This window comes from Winogradskyella undariae, assembly GCF_013285155.1.
Classification (GTDB): Bacteria; Bacteroidota; Bacteroidia; order Flavobacteriales; family Flavobacteriaceae; genus Winogradskyella; species Winogradskyella undariae.
Genome location: NZ_JABTEL010000009.1, coordinates 126,361 through 145,987 on the forward strand (window position 1 = coordinate 126,361; position 19,627 = coordinate 145,987).

At 31.6% G+C, this 19,627-nt stretch carries 21 protein-coding genes; 7 read left to right on the forward strand and 14 right to left on the reverse strand.

Annotated elements, in window-relative coordinates; translation table 11 throughout:
* Positions 1-143: 143 nt before the first annotated feature.
* The 6 genes from dnaN to HSX10_RS13140 form a co-directional block, all read right to left on the reverse strand.
* A complete protein-coding gene (gene dnaN, locus HSX10_RS13115) occupies positions 144-1,262 on the reverse strand; it encodes a DNA polymerase III subunit beta (RefSeq protein ID WP_173588687.1) in 1,119 nt (372 codons plus the stop codon).
* Positions 1,263-1,391: 129 nt separating this feature from the next.
* Complete coding sequence (gene gldG / locus HSX10_RS13120) at positions 1,392-3,062, reverse strand: gliding motility-associated ABC transporter substrate-binding protein GldG (protein ID WP_173588688.1); 1,671 nt, start codon at positions 3,060-3,062, stop codon at positions 1,392-1,394.
* Complete coding sequence (locus HSX10_RS13125) at positions 3,049-3,555, reverse strand: hypothetical protein (protein WP_173588689.1); 507 nt, start codon at positions 3,553-3,555, stop codon at positions 3,049-3,051. Before HSX10_RS13125 ends, gldG begins: the two co-directional genes overlap by 14 nt.
* A gap of 1 nt (position 3,556) precedes the next feature.
* Positions 3,557-4,279 (reverse strand): gliding motility-associated ABC transporter permease subunit GldF, encoded by a 723-nt coding sequence (gldF, locus tag HSX10_RS13130; protein ID WP_173588690.1) that lies wholly within the window; start codon positions 4,277-4,279, stop codon positions 3,557-3,559.
* Between the two features lie 68 nt (positions 4,280-4,347).
* Positions 4,348-4,644 (reverse strand): putative quinol monooxygenase, encoded by a 297-nt coding sequence (locus tag HSX10_RS13135; protein ID WP_173588691.1) that lies wholly within the window; start codon positions 4,642-4,644, stop codon positions 4,348-4,350.
* Between the two features lie 16 nt (positions 4,645-4,660).
* Positions 4,661-5,497 carry an SAM hydrolase/SAM-dependent halogenase family protein gene (locus tag HSX10_RS13140; protein ID WP_173588692.1) on the reverse strand — a complete coding sequence of 279 codons (837 nt, stop codon included), beginning with the start codon at positions 5,495-5,497 and terminating at the stop codon, positions 4,661-4,663.
* A 121-nt stretch (positions 5,498-5,618) separates the two neighbouring features.
* On the opposite strand from HSX10_RS13140, the gene HSX10_RS13145 reads away from it, so the two are divergent.
* The 3 genes from HSX10_RS13145 to HSX10_RS13155 all read left to right on the forward strand — a co-directional run bounded on the left by HSX10_RS13145 (position 5,619) and on the right by HSX10_RS13155 (position 8,290).
* The gene (locus HSX10_RS13145) at positions 5,619-6,572 is read left to right on the forward strand and encodes a PhoH family protein (protein WP_173588693.1); all 954 of its coding nucleotides are present in this window, start codon (positions 5,619-5,621) and stop codon (positions 6,570-6,572) included.
* Between the two features lie 136 nt (positions 6,573-6,708).
* Complete coding sequence (locus tag HSX10_RS13150; protein WP_173588694.1) at positions 6,709-7,224, forward strand: hypothetical protein; 516 nt, start codon at positions 6,709-6,711, stop codon at positions 7,222-7,224.
* Between the two features lie 121 nt (positions 7,225-7,345).
* Positions 7,346-8,290 carry a phosphoribosylaminoimidazolesuccinocarboxamide synthase gene (locus tag HSX10_RS13155; RefSeq protein ID WP_173588695.1) on the forward strand — a complete coding sequence of 315 codons (945 nt, stop codon included), beginning with the start codon at positions 7,346-7,348 and terminating at the stop codon, positions 8,288-8,290.
* A gap of 82 nt (positions 8,291-8,372) precedes the next feature.
* Here the strand turns inward: HSX10_RS13155 and HSX10_RS13160 are convergent, their stop codons facing one another.
* From HSX10_RS13160 to rlmD, 4 genes are all read right to left on the reverse strand, one after another.
* Positions 8,373-8,897, reverse strand: coding sequence for a DinB family protein (locus tag HSX10_RS13160; protein ID WP_173588696.1), 525 nt, complete (start codon positions 8,895-8,897; stop codon positions 8,373-8,375).
* 119 nt (positions 8,898-9,016) lie between these two features.
* Positions 9,017-9,778: a DUF6048 family protein gene (locus tag HSX10_RS13165; RefSeq protein WP_254453242.1), complete on the reverse strand. Its 762-nt coding sequence runs from the start codon at positions 9,776-9,778 to the stop codon at positions 9,017-9,019.
* The gene (locus HSX10_RS13170; protein ID WP_173588697.1) at positions 9,744-10,328 is read right to left on the reverse strand and encodes a DUF6452 family protein; all 585 of its coding nucleotides are present in this window, start codon (positions 10,326-10,328) and stop codon (positions 9,744-9,746) included. Before HSX10_RS13170 ends, HSX10_RS13165 begins: the two co-directional genes overlap by 35 nt.
* Entirely contained in the window at positions 10,329-11,783 is a 1,455-nt protein-coding gene (rlmD, locus tag HSX10_RS13175; RefSeq protein ID WP_173588698.1) for a 23S rRNA (uracil(1939)-C(5))-methyltransferase RlmD, read from the reverse strand.
* Between the two features lie 228 nt (positions 11,784-12,011).
* Here rlmD and rocD point away from each other — a divergent pair, with 228 nt between their 5' ends.
* Positions 12,012-13,256: an ornithine--oxo-acid transaminase gene (gene rocD, locus HSX10_RS13180; RefSeq protein ID WP_173588699.1), complete on the forward strand. Its 1,245-nt coding sequence runs from the start codon at positions 12,012-12,014 to the stop codon at positions 13,254-13,256.
* A gap of 81 nt (positions 13,257-13,337) precedes the next feature.
* Here the strand turns inward: rocD and HSX10_RS13185 are convergent, their stop codons facing one another.
* Together HSX10_RS13185 and HSX10_RS13190 are read right to left on the reverse strand one after the other, a co-directional pair.
* On the reverse strand, positions 13,338-13,670 hold the full coding sequence (locus tag HSX10_RS13185; protein WP_173588700.1) for a CCC motif membrane protein: 333 nt from the start codon (positions 13,668-13,670) through the stop codon (positions 13,338-13,340).
* Between the two features lie 15 nt (positions 13,671-13,685).
* Positions 13,686-13,988, reverse strand: coding sequence for a DUF2752 domain-containing protein (locus HSX10_RS13190; RefSeq protein ID WP_246293639.1), 303 nt, complete (start codon positions 13,986-13,988; stop codon positions 13,686-13,688).
* 120 nt (positions 13,989-14,108) lie between these two features.
* Here HSX10_RS13190 and HSX10_RS13195 point away from each other — a divergent pair, with 120 nt between their 5' ends.
* Positions 14,109-14,297 (forward strand): hypothetical protein, encoded by a 189-nt coding sequence (locus HSX10_RS13195; protein ID WP_173588701.1) that lies wholly within the window; start codon positions 14,109-14,111, stop codon positions 14,295-14,297.
* Positions 14,287-14,844 carry a DUF8465 domain-containing protein gene (locus tag HSX10_RS13200; protein WP_173588702.1) on the forward strand — a complete coding sequence of 186 codons (558 nt, stop codon included), beginning with the start codon at positions 14,287-14,289 and terminating at the stop codon, positions 14,842-14,844. The genes HSX10_RS13195 and HSX10_RS13200 overlap by 11 nt, the downstream gene beginning before the upstream one ends.
* A gap of 2 nt (positions 14,845-14,846) precedes the next feature.
* On the opposite strand, the gene HSX10_RS13205 is transcribed toward HSX10_RS13200, so the two are convergent.
* Entirely contained in the window at positions 14,847-15,803 is a 957-nt protein-coding gene (locus tag HSX10_RS13205; RefSeq protein WP_173588703.1) for a hypothetical protein, read from the reverse strand.
* Positions 15,804-15,998: 195 nt separating this feature from the next.
* Between HSX10_RS13205 and HSX10_RS13210 the strand changes: the two genes are divergently transcribed.
* The gene (locus HSX10_RS13210; RefSeq protein WP_173588704.1) at positions 15,999-17,144 is read left to right on the forward strand and encodes a cysteine desulfurase family protein; all 1,146 of its coding nucleotides are present in this window, start codon (positions 15,999-16,001) and stop codon (positions 17,142-17,144) included.
* Here the strand turns inward: HSX10_RS13210 and HSX10_RS13215 are convergent.
* A complete protein-coding gene (locus HSX10_RS13215; RefSeq protein WP_173588705.1) occupies positions 17,141-19,609 on the reverse strand; it encodes a TonB-dependent receptor in 2,469 nt (822 codons plus the stop codon). The genes HSX10_RS13210 and HSX10_RS13215 overlap by 4 nt on opposite strands.
* Between the last annotated feature and the right edge of the window lie 18 nt (positions 19,610-19,627).

The following is a 19,627-nucleotide window of genomic DNA, read 5'->3' on the forward strand; positions in this document are numbered from 1 at the left end:
GCTCGCTATTTAGTGGGCCTTTTTTAATTTATATAATTATTATATTTTTTAATTCTCGTTTCAGTTTATAGCAAAAAAAAACACTCATATAAAATGAGTGTTTAAAATATTATTAAAGAGATTCCTTTTTTTTAAGGAATTTGTTAGCTGTTTAGCATAACTGGCATCACAAGCATTGTAACGTGTTCTCCTTCATCTAAACCATCAATAGGTGTTAAGATTCCGGCTCTGTTAGGTAAGCTCATTTCCAATTGTACATTATCTGCATTAAGGTTATTAATCATTTCAGTTAAGAAACGAGAGTTAAAACCAATTTGCATATCGTCCCCTTGATAATCACAAGTTAAACGTTCTTCTGCTTTGTTTGAGTAATCGATATCTTCTGCAGAAATATTTAATTCAGCACCAGCAATTTTTAAACGAATTTGGTGAGTTGTTTTGTTAGAGAAAATACTAACACGTTTTACAGAATTTAAAAATTGTGTTCTGTCAATTACTAATTTATTTGGATTCTCTTTAGGAATTACCGCTTCGTAGTTTGGATATTTACCATCTATTAAACGACAAATTAATATAGAGTTTTCAAAAGTAAATTTTGCGTTAGAGTCATTGTATTCAACTAAAACATCATCATCACTACCAGATAAAATACCTTTTAAAAGATTTAAAGGTTTTTTAGGCATAATGAATTCTGCAGATTCAGTTGCAGTAACATCTGCTCTTGTATATTTAACTAATTTGTGAGCATCAGTTGCAACAAATGTTAAGCTGTCTTGAGAGAATTGAAAAAACACTCCACTCATTACAGGTCTTAAATCATCGTTACCAGCAGCAAAAATAGTTTTGCTAATAGCCGTTGCTAAAATATCTCCTTTTATAGTTGTAGTACTTGCATCTTCAATAGAAACCGCATTAGGAAATTCTGCACCATCAGCATACGCTAAAGCATATTTACCATGATTAGAGCTAATTTCAACCGTATTATTTTCTTCAATAACAAAGGTTAATGGTTGCTCTGGGAATGTCTTTAAGGTATCTAAAAGTAATCTTGCAGGTAAAGCAATGCTACCTTCAGAGTCACTTTCAACATCAATTGTTGCAGACATTGTAGTTTCTAAATCACTAGCCGAAATGGTTAATTTAGATTGGCTTAGTTCAAATAAGAAATTATCTAAAATAGGTAATGTATTGCTGTTATTAATAACACCTCCTAATACTTGAAGCTGTTTTAATAAATAGGTACTTGAAACAATAAATTTCATACTGAATATATGTGTTTAATACTTTTAATTCTTCTTACAAATATATCTTAATAGAAGGGTTTTATAAAACAAACTTATTAACAAATTAATTGAATAAATGTTGTTTTATATCGAATTAATTATAAAGTTTTAAGAGGTGTATTTACGTTTTCTTAAATAATTAAAGATGAAACCAAACAATGCTAAAAGGATGATTGGCAAAGCAATATTAATGAATTGCCATTTTGATTTGCTCTCTTTTATTTTATCGGCATCTAAAAAAGCGATATTAATTTCTTTAGATCTTATGTTTATAAGTCCAGAATCGTCTAAAAGGTAATTGACTGTATTTAGTAAAAACTCTTTGTTACCAAATGATTTTCCTGTTAGTTGATCAAAACCCAATTGTTGAGGTTTATTTCTTAAAACTTCATTTTTTATAACATCTCCATCAGAAATAACAACCATTTTAGTTGCTATACTTTTAGACTTAAAATTCTTTACTTTAAAAGGTAAAACACGTTGGTCGTAAACAGAAGAAAACTCACCTTCTAAGAGTACCGCTAAATTTTGAGAACCTTGGTTATAGCTTTCTTCGTCTGGCGATTGTGTTACGGCGTCTAATGAAATTGTGGTTGGTGCGCCTTCTAATTTAGATTTTGGTGAACTTTGTAATAAGATCGATTTTTTAATACTATTCTTTAAAGTATCAATTGGACTTGCAAAATCAAATTTCACTAAATTTAAATTCTTAGTAATAGAATGGTTAGGATTAGATGCTGCCAAAGGTGAATATTGCCATTGTAAAGGTTGCATTTGTGCTTGGCTACCTTCGCCAATAGATAACATAATTGGAGCAGAGTAGAGGTCTTTTACTAATGTAGGGTTAACTCTTACTCCGTATTGAAAGAAAAAATCATTGAGGAGTAAGTCTTTCATAATAGAAACACCGCGTCCTGCAGCATTGTAAAGACTATCTTTATCCATGGCAACAGCTTCTGTTAACCATAAACTTTTACCACCATTCATTGTGTATTGGTCTAAGACTAGTTTTTCATTTTCAGAAAAAGGGATGCTAGGTTTAGCAGCGATAATTAAGTCGTAATCTTGTAATTTATCTAAAGTGCCTTGCGGATTACTGGCAACACTATCTAAAGTAAATGGAGCTAAATTGTAATAAGGTTTCACGGTTGTTAGAAAATCAGCCATGTAAATATCTTCTAACTCACCATTTCCTTTTAAAATGGCTATTTTTTTAGATTTAGCATTGACAAGTTTGTTAAATCCGTCTGCAAAAGCATATTCTAAAGCTTGAACAGAATTATTAATTTGTTCTTGTAAACCTTGAGTAATGCTTCTTTTTAATAAAGGAATTTTTACTGTTGCACCTTTGTAACTAGCAAATGCCCATGGAAATATAATGTCTTGTGTTACTTTTCCTGTACTATTATCTGTATTGATATAAGGTTCTAATCCGGATTTTGTTAACTCTTCTATATTGCGTTCTCGTGTTGTTTCATCTTCAATAGGGTTGATATAATTGATGAAAATTTGATCAGTTTCAAGTTGAAATTCTTCTATTATCTGACGTACTTCAGTTTGAAGTAATCTAAATTCAGATGAAAAATCGCCTTCCAAAAAGACATCTATAACTAAAGGGGAATCTAAATCGGTAATTAAAGATTTAGAATTATCAGAAAGTGTATAGCGATGGTCTTTCGTTAAGTCAAACCGTTGATATATTGAGCTAGATATTGCATTTACAATGATGAGTCCAATAAGAATAGCAACGATATATAGTATAGATTTATTCTTTTTCATCTTCAGTCTTTTCAAAAGTTATGGCTTCACGATAAGGTTTTAAAGAAATAAGCTTATTATTTTCAAAAATGATTTCTACACATTCTCTATGTTCTGTAAAAGCTCCTGGTTCTATGCCTAATCCATAATTCCATTTATTAGTATCGTGTGCTTTTTTTGCATCATCCCAAGTCAGCCATTCTTCAGGACCTAATAATGTTTTTATTTTCTCTTTTGAAATACCAACTAACGTATCAGATTCAATAGTATAATCAATCATTTCGTAGCGTAAGTTTGGATTTTCTATCCAAGCTTCACTATTAAAATATTTTTGATGGTGATAATTACTTACGATGTTTAATAGGGGGTAAAACATAAAATAAAAAGCAAAAGGTGTAAGCACTAAACTAATGAGAGCAGTTAACCATTTACGATTATCTACCGTGTTTAAGAATAAAAAAAGCAGTATAAAAACGACGATTAAAAATGTGATTAATAGGGGTGTGATGATCATTTTATTGTTTTTGAATTCTAAGTTTTGTGAATAATAAAAATGCGATTGAAATACTTATAAAATAGATTAAATCTCTAGTGTCAATAACACCGCGACTCATACTGTTGTAGTGCGCAGACATACCGATATTTTCCATATAAACAAAGTCGTTTAAAATATTGTAATTAGAAAGGCCTTCAAACCCAAAATAAAAGAAGAAACATATAAAAACGGCAATAATAAATGCAACAATCTGATTATCTGAAAGTGTCGAAGCAAATACGCCAATTGCAGTGTATGCACCAACTAAAAATAAAAGTCCAAAGTAAGAACCAATTGTACTTCCCATATCTAAATTTCCTTCAGGATTTCCTAATGATGAAATTGTATAGACATATAAAAGCGTAGGAATTAAAGCCATTATTATTAGAGTGAAAGCACCAAAATATTTACCTAAAACAATTTGAAAATGTGAAATAGGTTTGGTTACTAATAACTCTAAAGTGCCTTGTTTTTTTTCATCACTAAAGCTACGCATTGTAACTGCTGGTACTAAAAAAATAAGAATCCAAGGTGCCAGTAAAAAGAAAGAACCTAAACTGGCTTGTCCATTATCTAAAATGTTGAATTCTCCTTTAAAAACCCATAAAAATAAGCCATTGAGTAATAAAAACACCCCAATAACCAAATAGCCAATAGGTGAAGCGAAGAAGGTATTTATTTCTTTTTTTAGTATTGCTAACATAAATTAGTATTCGATCTTAATTATTGTATTTAGACTCAATTATATTTTTAATTAAGTTCTGTGATAGGCTATTTGAGTGATGCAATTTTATCTACACTCCAAGCTTCTGGTTTTGCATTAAACATTGGTTTTATTTTGCTCCAAACGCCTTTAAATAAATCAGAATGCCTATAAGTATTTAAGTCATCATCAGAGTTCCAATAGCTATATGTAAAAAAAATATTGGTATCGTTTTTATCTCGATATAGCTCTAGAAAGTTACAACCTTCAAAATTTCTAATCTTTTCTTTTACTGTTTCAAAATTAGCTAAGAATTCTTCAATTTTAGAAGGTTCAAAACTCATTTTTACAATTCTTACTAACAAAGCTTTATTTATTTATTTATTTATTTAAAAAGTTAACGGTTACAGTATCCTTAGTTTTTAAGCCCATTAAAGTGGTTGCACTACCAACAGTGCTATTATTACTTTTATAGACTGCAATTTCTAGATATTGAGAAGAGTTAAATACCGCCATTGCCTTGCCTTCAGCATTACGTATAGAATCTTCACTATCATGATTTAAAATATCACTGTACTTATTTAATATTGTTTTAAACTTATGGTTACGAGCAGAAACTTCATAAGCTCTTCCTTTCTGAATATTTTCAAACAGCTTACGTTTAATATTGGTTACTACATTACCATAATTGTCAATATAAATTACATTTCCAATAATTTGATTTTGTTCGTCATTAACGAAAGGATTTAAGTTTTTAATTGGCTTAATTGTGTTAATAACTTTTCCTATGACTTCTAAAGTTCCACCTCTAGCTATGTGGCATGCCACCTTTACAAAAATATCTAAAACAGGAAAACTTGTTTCTACTCTGTCATGAATATTAATCTCAACAATCTTATCTGGCGTAATATCTGAGCAAATCATACTCATTATACCATTATTAGCACATATAAAGTAATGATCATCTAAAAATACAGCAATGTGTTTGTTTTCAGGACTTAACTCAGAATCTATTCCTATTAAATGAATAGTTCCTTTTGGAAAAGAGCTATAAGCATTTTGTATAATATAAGCGGCTTCACAAGTATTAAAAGGAGATATAGAATGCGAAATATCTACAATGTTAATCTGATCAAGCTCACTATAAATAGCGCCTTTTATGGCACCAGTAGAGTGATCTTTTTGTCCAAAATCAGTCGTTAAAGTGATTATTGCCATAGATTTATTGTTGATATTTTTTTGAGAATTATGATTGTAAAATTGTTAAATTTGTGTGTGTACAATAGAATTACAAAATTAAGAAAAGAAAATATATTAACGCACTAAATAGAGCTCGCTTTTGAATGAACTTATCCTAGAACTCGAAGAAATATCTCCTAAAGAATTTTTCGGAGCCCAAAATGCTAATATTGAACTTTTAAAAAAATATTATCCCAAGCTTAAAATTGTTGCTAGAGGCAATACATTGAAAGCATACGGTGATGAAGATCTTCTTGAAGAATTTGATCGTAGAATGACCATGCTTATGCAACATTTTGGGAAGTATAACAAGATTGATGAGAATGTTATAGAGCGTGTTTTAACCAGCCAAAGTAAAAACGATTATGAATCAACAGCAAAAAGCGGTGAGATTTTAGTTCATGGTGTTGGTGGCAAGTTAATTAAGGCACAAACGGCTAATCAAAGAAAGTTAGTTGATAGCATGTCTAAAAACGATATGGTTTTTGCTATCGGGCCGGCAGGTACAGGTAAGACCTATGTTGGTGTTGCTTTGGCGGTACAAGCTTTGAAAAATAAAGAAGTTAAACGTATAATATTAACACGTCCTGCTGTTGAGGCAGGTGAGAATTTAGGATTTCTTCCCGGTGATTTAAAGGAGAAATTAGATCCATATATGCAGCCTTTGTATGATGCATTACGCGATATGATTCCTCATGAGAAATTAGAAAGTTATATAGAAAAAGGAGTCATTCAAATTGCACCATTAGCTTTTATGCGTGGACGAACATTAGATAATGCTTTTGTAATCTTAGATGAAGGTCAAAATACAACGCATGCTCAGATGAAAATGTTTTTAACTAGAATGGGAAAAAATGCTAAATTTTTATTAACGGGAGATCCTGGACAAGTCGATTTACCGCGTCGTAGCGTATCGGGGTTAAAGGAAGCACTTTTAGTATTGCAAAATATAGAAGGGATTGGCATTATTTATTTAGATGATAAAGATGTCATTCGTCACAAGCTTGTGAAGAAAGTGATTGCGGCTTATAAAAGTATTGAAAATATAGAATAACATTTAAGTGTTTATTAGTTATATCTTTAAGTATTTTGTCTTTTAATTATATAATTTAAAAGAGAAATTATATAAATTCTTAAGTGTAATCTTATATAAATTTGCTGTTATATTAAAAATTTATAAAAAAGGAAAGATGAAAAAAGTATTTTTGATTATAGGATTATCATTAGGATTAAGCCCATTATTTGCTCAGGATGATGAAATAGATTTTAATTCAGACAACTCATGGCTTAAAGCAGGTTTAACAGCTGGAGTACCAGTAAATGATGCAGGTGATGCGTCATCTTTTGCTTTAGGTTTGGATTTGAGAGGACAATACTTGTTTAATCCTAACTTAGGTATTGGTTTGGCTTCAGGTTATACCAATTATTTTGGGAAAGATGGAAATGATGATTTTGGTATTATTCCAGTAGCAGGGTTTATACGTTATTATTTTACACCTAGTGGCCTATTTATAGGTTCTGATGTAGGTTATGGTTTTTTAACAGGTGTAGATGAGAACGAAGGTGGTCTTTATGTTAACCCACAAATTGGTTACCATAATCGTGATTGGAATATTTATGCATATTACCAAAACACCTTTGCAGAGAACGATATAGATATACAATCTGTAGGTATTGGAGCAACTTATAATATTAGGTTTAAATAAATAATCATAAGATTATTTAAATTAAAGAGGGAGAAATTTTATTTCTCCTTTTTTTATGCAGTTTATTGTGTGGAATAAGTAAAGAAATTACATTTGTAGTACATAATTAAATGAAGACTAGATGAACACCATAATAGATACCAATTTCAATTTTCCAAATCAGAAAAGCGTTTATAAAGGAAAAGTAAGAGAAGTTTACAATATAGACGATAAGCAATTAGTAATGGTCGCTACAGATCGTTTAAGTGCTTTTGATGTGGTGATGCCTAAAGGGATTCCGTATAAAGGGCAAATCTTAAATCAGATTGCAACTAAAATGATGAAGGAAACAGAAGATATAGTGCCAAATTGGTTGGTAGCTACTCCAGATCCTAATGTTGCTATAGGTCATTTATGTGAACCGTTTAAGGTTGAAATGGTGATACGTGGTTACATGTCTGGACATGCAGCTAGAGAGTATAAAGCAGGAAAGCGTATACTTTGTGGTATTGCTATGCCAGAAGGAATGAAGGAAAATGATAAATTTCCTGAAGCAATAATTACACCGGCTACAAAAGCAGAAATGGGGGACCATGACGAAGATATTTCTAGAGAAGATATTTTAAAACGTGGTATTGTTTCTGAAGATGATTATATTGTTTTAGAAGATTACACAAGAAAATTATTTCAACGAGGAACAGAAATTGCTGCTAACCGTGGATTAATTTTAGTGGATACTAAATATGAATTTGGTAAAACAAAAGAGGGTAAAATTGTATTAATTGATGAAATTCATACCCCAGATTCTTCACGTTATTTCTATACTGAAGGTTACCAAGAACGTCAAGATAAAGGAGAAGCTCAAAAGCAATTGTCTAAAGAATTTGTAAGACAATGGTTAATTTCTAACGATTTTCAAGGTTTAGAAGGACAAACGGTTCCTTTTATGAGTGACGAATATATTACATCGGTTAGCGAGCGTTATATTGAACTTTATGAAAATATTACAGGAGATACTTTTGTAAAAGCTGATCTTTCAGATATCCAGAAAAGGATAGAAGATAATGTATTGGTGTATTTAAAGTAATTCAATTTATTAGAAATTATAGTTTTCAAAATTGATTTAAACCTGACATATTAATGTCAGGTTTATTTTTTAGGTCAATTTCTTAATAATTAGCCTTTAATATTTCTGTATGATGTTCAACATGATGTGCTGTCCACATAATAATTTCTCGAACGGGCATTTTTCCCATTAAAGGATGTGGTAATACAACAGTATCTAGATTTTCGTCACTGATACGTCTCGTTTTATACTGTAGTTTCTTTTCTTCAGTTTGCAATCTGTTTAAGAGGTATTGCTTGTCTTGAAGTGTAGGAACTTTCATGTTTCTAGATCCTTTAAAAGTTTTACCTTTAGTGTTTTTTAAGCGCTCTTGAGAACGTTTTACAATAGCGTCATAAGACCTAACAGGTCTATTTGCTCTTCCATATTTTAATCGGAGTAAAAACTTAGGTAAACTTAAAGCGTTGTTTAGTGGAACTATACTTTGAAGTAGATGTAATGTTTGTTGTCCTGTTGTCCATTTTCCGTCTGGGCCATGTGTCCAAGATTCGTCAGGCTGTTGCTCTAGCCAACTAATTAATTCTAAGTGTTTTAATTCTATTAAATTGGCAATATCTTCTTTATCCATAAAGGGGAATTTGATAAAGGAATGTACGTATTTATTAGATTAAAATCAACTAATATTTTAATAAAAAAGAGAGAAATAGCGTGTTTTTAAAAGTTGAAAAGGTTAAGTTTTAAGACCTTTTATTCCTCAACTTCTTTATCTTGAATTATAATTTTATCTTTCTTAAAAATTGGGACTAAATAAGAGAGATTAAAACCAAAACCACCACCAAAACGGCTACTATCGTAAGTTCTATTATAACCAGGGATATATAGGTTTTCGTAATTATCAATTTCTTTGTCAGATACAAGTACTTTTAATTGTACATTAAGTCCTGCGTAGAAATTATTAAATAATTCGGCTTTTAATCCTATTTGCATTTCTACCCAAAACGCAGTTAGTCCATTGAATTCTTGACCTTCTTCAACGGAATATTGGTTATCCCAATACTGGTTGTAAACATCGTAAACTGTATAATTATTTAACTTTTGGCTAAACGTTGATGCTCCGATACGAAAACCTGTATAAATCATGTTTTCCATGTCTAACCAGTTTTGATAGAAATTCATATCAATTCCGGCTTTAAAATAACTACCCGTTGTGGTGTTATTTATATAATCGGTTTCAAGTGTTCGTTCTTCATTTCCAATTTCTCCTGCGATATAAATACGTTTAGTAAGGCGGTAATCTCCCATGATTTCAAATCCAGAATAATCATCATCAAAAAAAGTAAGTGCGAATTTACTTATATCTGCACCAATTCTAAGTCCATACTTTTGTTTAAAAACTACGGTATCTTTAATAGTTTTAGTCTTTTCTTGTTGGGCAAAAGCTATTGTAGAAAACAACAGCATTAAGATTACGCTTCTAATGATAGATACGTACATGTGTTGTGTTTTCATCTTCTATACTTTGTTGTGTTGTTTCTTCAATCTCAATATTAGAAATCCAATTATCACCGTTTGTCTCTGTCTCTCTTGAAACACCTAAACTATTAAAATTACTTTTATAACCACAGGCTCTAGAAACATAAACAAACTCTGTGTTATAGGTGATTTCTATGATGTCTATATTTGAGTTGGTTGTATCATCTTCATCTTCAATTCTTAAATCGGTGTCTTTTTCTAGCACATAGCGTGTGGTTATCGTGGCTTCGACTCCTTCTGCACCTATAATAAGTGGTAATTCTATGGTATTTGCATTTTCATTAAAGAGTAGTGTAGCATCTGACTCTTCTAATGGTTCAATAATATTACCGTCATCATCGGTTACTAAACCTTCACCATAAACGGTAATTCTAGATACGTTTAGTAATTCATCTGTATCTGTAGCATCATAGAACTCAACAATTAGCCGAGGCGTAGTTTGCGTTGTAGAAGCACAAATATCATCGCGCTCACAGTTGATAAGAGCAATGGCTATTAAAAGAATTAAGAATTTTACGTTTTTCATTTATTGTTTTTCAAATAGCACAACTGTTTCTATATGCGCTGTATGTGGAAACTGATCTACTAAGCTCATTTTTTTGATGATATAGCCAGATTCCATTAATAGTTCTGTGTCTCTAGCTTGCGTAGCAGGATTACAAGATACATAAACCAAACGTTCTGCATTTAGGTTTATTATTTTTTTTAGGGTTTTAGGCGCAATACCAGCTCTAGCAGGATCTAAAATAATAGTTCTTATTTTATTGGTGTATTCTGGGTGTTCAGTTAAGAATTTACCAACATCAGCAGCAAAGAATTTTAAACCTTCAATATTATTACGTTTAGCATTCTCTTTAGCGTCTTCAATTGCAGCAGCTACAATATCTACACCAACAATTTTAGTGTTTTCAGATTTATTAGCAATGATTTGACCAATAGTCCCTGTACCACAAAATAAATCTAAAACAACAGTATTATCAATAGCTTCTTTATTTTCTAAAGCATAATCAACAACTTTAGTGTAAAGTTTTTCAGCACATTTTGGGTTGGTTTGAAAAAAGCTTTTCATGCTAATTTCAAAGTTAAGACCTAATAATTCTTCAACAATTTTATCATCACCATAGATAAGAGAAATACTTCCTGTTGTAGCGATTGTTCTATCTCCTGTTTCATCATTAATAGTATGTAATAAACCAGCAACACGATCACCAAGTAATTCTACGAGGTAATTTGCAAATTTATCTAAATCGAACTTAGGTAAGTCGTAAGATGTTGTTACCAAGTTAAATAAAAGTTGATTGGTTTTGTAAGATTTTCTAACTACAAAATATCTAAAGAAACCTTCTCTTTTAGGAGCATGCCAAGGATCTAGACCTGTTTCAATACAATAGGTTCTAATATCTTTAACTAGGTTTTCAAATTCGGCATCAAATAAACCAGATTCTTTATTTAAATTATCTCCACACCACCAAGTACCACGTTTTTTAAACCCTAGCGTAAATTCATCTACATCCGTTTTTAATTCGTGATCATAACCAATAGCAGAAAAGCCATATTCCATTTTATTTCTATAATGAAAGGTATTTGGAGACGTAACAAATTCATCAAACTTATCTTCAATATCAGCAACTTTACCAATACGTTTAAATAACTCTAAAGTACTTTGCTTCTTGTATTCGTGTTGTTTTTCAATAGGTAAATTGATATAAGGTGCGCCAGGAATACTTTGGTAAGGCATGTCAATTTCATCTTCAGATGCTTTTAAAACTTCAAAAAGTTTACCTTCTGCATACTTTTTGCTCGTTTTTTTAATCTGAGCTTTTACTAATTGACCAGGTAAAGTATTAGGAACAAAGACTACAAATTCGCCATGCTCGTTACGGATACGACCAATACCTTTTCCTCCATAGGCATAACCTTCAATTAGGATTTCTATGATTTCTCCGCGTCTTACAAATTTGTTACGTTCTCTTTTTGGCATTTCTTATATAAATTAGGGTGCAAAGATAGTTGCAATTTTACAAATAGCATAACGTTAATTGATGTAGGCGCTAGCAATAAATTTCTATTATTTTTTGTAATTTGCAACATTCAGGGATGATTTCTTTCCCACGCTGAATTTTCGGACATTTCGAAAGGATAAAGGTAGATAAGGAATGGTTATTTTAGATATCCATTTTTTTGGATATTAACTTTTAAAATTTTTAAAATGGCTGTTTTAGACCAATTAAATTCGCAACAAGCGATAGATTTAGAAAACAAGTATGGTGCGCACAATTACCATCCGTTACCTGTAGTATTAAACAGGGGAGAAGGTGTGTTTGTTTGGGATGTAGAAGGTAAGAAATATTATGATTTTCTTTCTGCTTACTCCGCAGTAAACCAAGGGCATTGTCATCCTGAAATTGTAAAAGCAATGACAGAACAGGCGCAAACGCTAACGTTAACGTCAAGAGCTTTTTATAATGACATGTTAGGGAAGTATGAGAAATATGCTTCTGAAACATTTAATTTTGATAAACTTTTACCAATGAATACGGGAGCTGAAGCTGTAGAAACAGCTTTAAAAATCTGTAGAAAATGGGCTTACGAAGTTAAAGGAATTGCAGAAAATGAAGCTGAAATTATTGTATGCGAGAATAACTTTCACGGAAGAACAACAACGATTATCTCTTTTAGTAACGATCCTGTAGCGCGTAAAAACTTTGGACCTTATACTAATGGTTTTATTAAGATTGCATATGATAATCTTGAAGCTTTAGAAGACACATTGAAAAGCAATGCTAATGTTGCCGGTTTCTTAGTAGAGCCAATTCAAGGTGAAGCTGGTGTTTATGTACCTACTGAAGGTTACTTATCTAAAGCCAAAGCATTGTGTGAAAAATATAATGTTTTATTTATTGCAGATGAAGTACAAACCGGTATTGCAAGAACAGGAAAAATGTTAGCAGTAGATCATGAAAACGTAAAACCAGATGTTTTAATTTTAGGTAAAGCCTTAAGTGGTGGTGCTTATCCTGTATCTGCAGTTTTAGCTGATGATGCTATTATGAATGTTATTGGACCAGGAAATCATGGAAGTACCTTTGGTGGAAATCCTATTGCAGCAGCTGTAGCTATTGCGGCTTTAGAAGTTGTTAAAAATGAAGATTTAGCAAACAATGCAGAAAAATTAGGGCAATTATTTAGAAGTGAAATATCTAAGTTTATAGAAACTAGTCCTATTGTTAATTCTGTAAGAGGAAAAGGTTTATTAAATGCTATTTTAATAAATGATGACGAAGACAGCGAAACTGCTTGGAATATTTGTCTAAAATTAAGAGATAACGGCTTATTAGCAAAACCAACGCATGGAAACATTATTCGTTTTGCACCACCTTTAGTAATGACAGAAGCACAGTTATTAGATTGTGTATCTATTATTACAAAGACTTTAAAAGAATTTGAAGCTTAATAAGCATTTGAAATAAGAGCAAAAAAAAGCGATTTTCTTAATTGAAAATCGCTTTTATATTTATTAAGAATTAGGAAACTACTATTGTCCTAATAATTCTTGCATTTTAAGCTCCATTAATTGAGGGTCTTGCATTGCTTCTAATCCAATTGTTGTGTACATCCAAACGTAAAATAAAACCATTGCAATACTTAATACTACACCGATAATTCCCATTATTTTACCTGCTTTTACATTTCCAAAACCAGAATAAGTTTCAGGTGCTAGCATGTAAGTTTTAGTGGCTTTACCAGCTAATACTATTGCTACGATTCCGAAAATTAATCCAGGAAGACCATAACAACAACAGCCGATGATTGATAAAATCCCCATGACAAGGACTAAAGTTCCATTTGGTATTGGTTGTTTTTCCATTATATAAATTGATTTTTAGTTGATTAAAAAAGTTTTAATAATAAAGCTTACCACAATAATACTAATATTTAATATAAAAAAGCCTAAAATAATGCGATGACCATTTTTAAATTGAAATTTTAGATGCAATAGTAAAAAGGCAAACATTGCAATAAGTGTGTAAATTGCAGGATACATAAAAAAAGCAGCAACAAATTCTCCTTTAAAAATGAAGTTAATAGCCCTTTGCATGCCACATCCCATACAATCAACATTAAACGTTTGTTTCCACATGCATGGTAACATATATTCTTCAAGTCCTTTTGCTAGTATTAACATGGCGCTAAATTAACAATTTGATTTATTACTTTTATAATTGCGAGAAATATTTTTCTAAATTGTACTTTTACGACCTGTTTTAATTAATGAATTATGGATATTTCGAGAAGCTTAAATTTTATGTGTATTCTAGTTGGAGGTATAATTGCATTTTATGCTCAAGCACAGCAAGAACAAAATACGTACTTATTAATAGGAGGTATTGCATTATTAATGGTCGGTGTTTATAGAACCTCTAGAAATATTCCGAGCAAACATGAAGAATCAGAAGAATCATTTGTAAAAACAGAAAAAGAAGATGAAATTTAAAATAAGTGATAAGGTTGAAACAATTGACGATGATATTTCAGGAATAATAACAAAGATTTCTGGAGATATAATTACAGTTGAAGATATTGATGGCTTTGATTTACAATTTGAAGCTCGTGAACTTATGTTAATGTCTTCAGGTAATTCGCTTGAAAGTGCTGTCTACAATACAGATTTTGAAGCCGTAAAAAAAGAAAAAGAATCTTTAAAACGAAAATCTGCTCCAACAATAAAACCTAAAGAAAGAAATGCACCTAAATTTGAAGTAGATCTACATATTCATCATTTAACCAAATCTTCAAAAAGAATGTCTAATTATGAAATGCTTAATCTACAACTAGATACAGCAAGAGGCCAATTAGAATTTGCCATGCGTAAGCGTATCCCAAAAGTAGTTTTTATACACGGTGTTGGCGAAGGTGTGCTACGCCAAGAATTAGAAACACTTTTTAGTCGTTATAATAATGTAAGATTTTACGATGCCGATTATAAAACCTACGGTTTAGGAGCAACAGAAGTTAGTATACTTCAAAATGTAGCGCCTTAATCTTAGAAATCGTAATCATAATCATCAGGATCAAAGTCTTCTATAATTGTTGTTAGTGTACCAAGTGTAATTTCGGTAGTTCTAAAGATTGTTAAATCTGTATTATTAATTACAAATACTGTTTCAACAGTTCTGGTGTAAGAATTTTCAAAAGCATCATAATCATCAAAAACGTAAGAGGTATTTTCGGCAGCATTTAGATATAATTCTACTAAAACATCATTCACAGCAATTCTGTCATCTCCAGGGCCATTCTCTCCATTCGCATCTTCTAAACGGGTAGGAATTAGGTCTCCATCATCATCATCATCTAGGTAATTAGGAAGATCATCACTATTCGTCGGATGATTTGCATCAGTATTTAAAGGGTTAGTTAAAGGATCTCCATCTCCGTCTTCATCCAATTCGTCTAGTTCATTTTCAGTTAAAACATTATCACCATCATCATCAATATCTAAATAATCTGGAGTACCGTCTGTGTCTGTGTCTTGAGGATCATCTATTCCTCCAGGACCATATTCATAAATACTAGGAACACCATCATTATCATCATCTACAATCGTAGACGTTATGTAAACATCTCCAGAGCCAGCTTCATAATCTTCTCTTATTGTTAAATCTGAAGGTGGTACAACAGCACAAATGTCACTAGAAGTTAATTCTCTATTGTATGTTCTATAAATAAAACGAGTTGTACTAGCGTCGATTGTTAATTCTGTTGGAGAACCTTCAGTTGTTGCATGTGTAAATAATGCGTCATTGGTATCATCTCCTTTTTCAAAAATTAAAATAAGCGCTTCGTTAGGATCTTCTCGTGTATCATATACAAGGTGATAGTCTTCAAAATTAGTACATTGTGCTAATTCTTCATCAAATTCTAAATCTACAGTTAAAATGTCACCATCATCACAAGTAGTTAAAAAAGCAAAACATAAGAGTATAAAAAAACGACGTATCATAGATTCTATTTTTAGCAAAAATAAAGGATTTGTAAAATTATAACGTTGCATTATCTAAATAATTTTATTTACAATATTTTTGTAGGATGAATTGATCATCTACAAAATTGTATCATTCAAAGAAATGATGACTAATCAATTGCACTACTGTACTGAGCTTAGAAGAAGTATGACCATAAAAATACTATAAATAACATGAATTCAATCTATTTAGATAACGCAGCCACTACAGCTTTAAGACCCGAAGTTGTAACGCGTATGACGCAAGTGTTAAATGAAACTTATGGAAATGCATCTTCTAGTCATAGTTTTGGTCGTGCGTCTAAAGCACTTTTAGAACAATGTAGAAAAAATATAGCAAGCTATTTTAATGTGTCGGCATCAGAAATTGTTTTTACTGCTGGCGGAACAGAATCCGATAATTTAGCTTTAAGAAGTGCCGTTAGAGATCTAGGTGTTACAGAAATTATTACATCTCAGATTGAACATCATGCTGTTTTGCATACGTTAGATCAATTGCAGAAAGAATATGACATAAAAGTCACTTATGTAAAACTGAAAGCTGATGGAAGTATAGATGAAGAAGATCTTGAATCTGTTTTAGGTCATTCTGATGGAAAAAAATTAGTGACTTTAATGCATGTTAACAATGAGATTGGTAATGTGTTAAATTTGAAAAACATAGCTAAGATTGTAAAATCTTATGGAGCCTTATTTCATTCTGATACTGTACAATCTGTCGGACATTATAAAATAGATTTAAAGGAAATACCTATAGATTTTACAGCCGCAAGTGCACATAAATTTCATGGACCTAAAGGTGTTGGGTTTTGTTTTGTACGAAAAGAGTCTGGATTAAAACCATTGATTTTTGGTGGAGAGCAAGAACGAGGCCATAGAGCAGGGACGGAGTCTCTTCATAATATTGCTGGGATGGATGCGGCTTTAAAAATAGCTTACGCAAATCTTGAAGAAGAACATGCCTATGTTTTAGATTTGAAGAACTATTTTATCACGGAACTTCAAAATAATATTCCTAATGTGAGTTTTAACGGTTGTTCAAAGTCTGAAGAAAGCACATACACATTAGTAAGCGTTCGTTTACCAATGGCTCCTGGAAAAGCATCAATGTTACAGTTTCAACTCGATTTAAAAGGGATTGCGAGTTCTAGAGGTAGTGCTTGCCAAAGTGGAAGCAGTCAACAGTCTCATGTATTAAAAGCTATTTTACCTAATGATGAATTAGCAAAACCTTCTATTCGTTTTTCATTCAGTATATATAATACTAAAGAAGAATTAGATTATGTAGTTGGTGTTTTAAAAGCTTTAGTTAATTCTTAAAACCTTGCAGACATTCTTATATTAAAAACACGTGGTGTTAAGTAATTAGGAATTGCATATTGTTGTTTACTGTAAACGTCTCTAACCCAAGTATTTGTAATTGAGTTTTGGTTATTAAACATATTATAGATTTCAAAACCAATTGAGAGTTCCTTAAAAGCGGCTTTCCATTTAGAATTATAAGTTTTTTCAGGATTCACTAATTCGTAAGAAATTCCTAAATCCGCACGTCTATAATCACGTAATCTTATCTGGTAATTGTATGGATCTGCATAGCTTGGAGAACCTCCAGGAACACCTGTATTATAGACTAAATTTAAATACATTTTAAGGTCTGGCATGTTAGGGACGTAATCTTGAAATAAAGCACCAAATTTTAAACGTTGATCCGTTGGTCTAGCAATATAACCACGATCATCAATGTTTTCTTCAGTCTTTAAATATCCAAAACTAAACCAAGACTCTGTACCAGGAACAAACTCTCCATTAATTCTTAAATCTAAGCCATAAGCATAAGCGACAGCATTATTATCTGCACTATAACGAATTCTAACGTTTTCTAACGTGTAAGGATTAACATCTGTCATTCCTTTGTAATAAGCTTCAGTTACTAACTTGAATGGTCTGTCCCAAATTTCAAAACTATACTCGTTTCCTAAAACAACATGAAATGATTTTTGAGCTTTTACATTGGGTTGCACCGTTCCTGAAGAATCTCTTAATTCTCTATAAAATGGAGGTTGGTAATATAAACCAGCAGCCACTCTAAAAAGCATGTCTTTATCCCAATTGGGTTTAATAGCAAATTGTCCTCTTGGACTAATTACGGTTTGCGTATCACCTGTTTCAATATCATCACCGCTTACAACCCAACTATGAGATCTTACACCGGCGTTATAAAAAACCTCATGTCCATTCCAATCCGTTTGTTTACTATATTGAACGAAAGCTTGAAATCTATTAATTTGAATTCGGTTAGTCGCTCTAATATCTTCATAAGCAGTTAAAGGGCCAGAAAAAGAATTGTAAGGTTGATCGTTAGGCTGACTTATTGAAGGTGGTCTAATTGAAAAACCAGCAGAATCAATAATTTCATATTCAACTAAACGGTCTCTAATATCTTCGTGTGTGTATTTTGCAGACCATTCTAATGTACTTTCGTCATCAATTTTATAATCTCCTTTATGTTCAGCGTTAACTATAAAAGCATCTAAATCATTTCGGGCATGTGTAAGTTGAGAGCCAATCCCTTCGCTAAATTCAACTTCACCTAAATTTTCATCACCAATACTTGTGTTTACTTCACCTAAACGGTATTCTGCTAAAATATCAAAATATTCTTGTTCTGTAGTATGGTAAGCAGAGGCAATAAGTTTAAGCGTTAAATCGTCATTTACAAAGTAATTAGCTTTGAATGCTCCAAAATAGGTTTGGTATTGATCTTTTTCTTGTCCATCGTAAAATACTAATAACGCAACAGGATCATCAATAGTACCAAAGTTAGTTTGTCTATTTTCGGGTTGAAAGTTGTATTTATTTGAAGAAATATTTCCAAGGAAATTTAAATGAAACTTACTCGAAAAACGGTAGGTTAAAAATGTTTGCGCATCTGCAAAAACCGGTTCTACATTACCTTCTGTTTCTAAGCTGTTTAATAATAGGCTATTGTCTCTATAACGTACACCTGCAATACCAGAAAATTTACCATCTTTTGAAACTCCTTCAGCAGCAATACTTCCTCCAAGTAAACTTAAATCGGCTCTTATTCCAAAATTAACAGGATTACGATATGTAATATCTAATACAGAAGATAATTTATCACCATATTTAGCTTGAAAACCACCTGCCGAGAAATCAACATCTTGAACCAAATCGGTATTTACAAAACTTAATCCTTCTTGATTTCCAGAACGAATTAAAAAAGGTCTATAAATTTCTATGTCATTTACATAAACTAAGTTTTCGTCAAAATTACCACCACGTACAGAATATTGTGTACTTAATTCATTAGAAATATTTACTCCAGGTAAGGTTTTAAGAATATTTTCTACACCAGGCTGCGCACCTTTGATGGTTCTTATCATTTGTGGTGAAATAGAAGTAACACCATCTACAGATTGTCTTGTATTTGTATTAATAACAACGGTAGCAATTTGTTCAACTTCAATAAGCATCACAGGGTTGTATTCAATTTCTTGTCCGTTTTTTAAATTGAATTTTTGCTCAACTAATTTATGTGAAACGTGCGTGAAAATAACGGTAACTTCAATGCCGTAAGGAATTCTAAGCTCGTAAAAACCGTTGCTATTGGTTGCTGTGCCTTCTCCAGTGTTGGTTTTTATATTAACTCCTTCAATAGGAGTGTTGCCTTCATCTAAAATGACACCTCTAATAATTGCATTTTGTGAAAACGAAAGTAGACTAAAAAATAAGCCTAAGAGGACGGTGAAAATTAAGCGTTTCAAATATTTTGTTTTTAATCT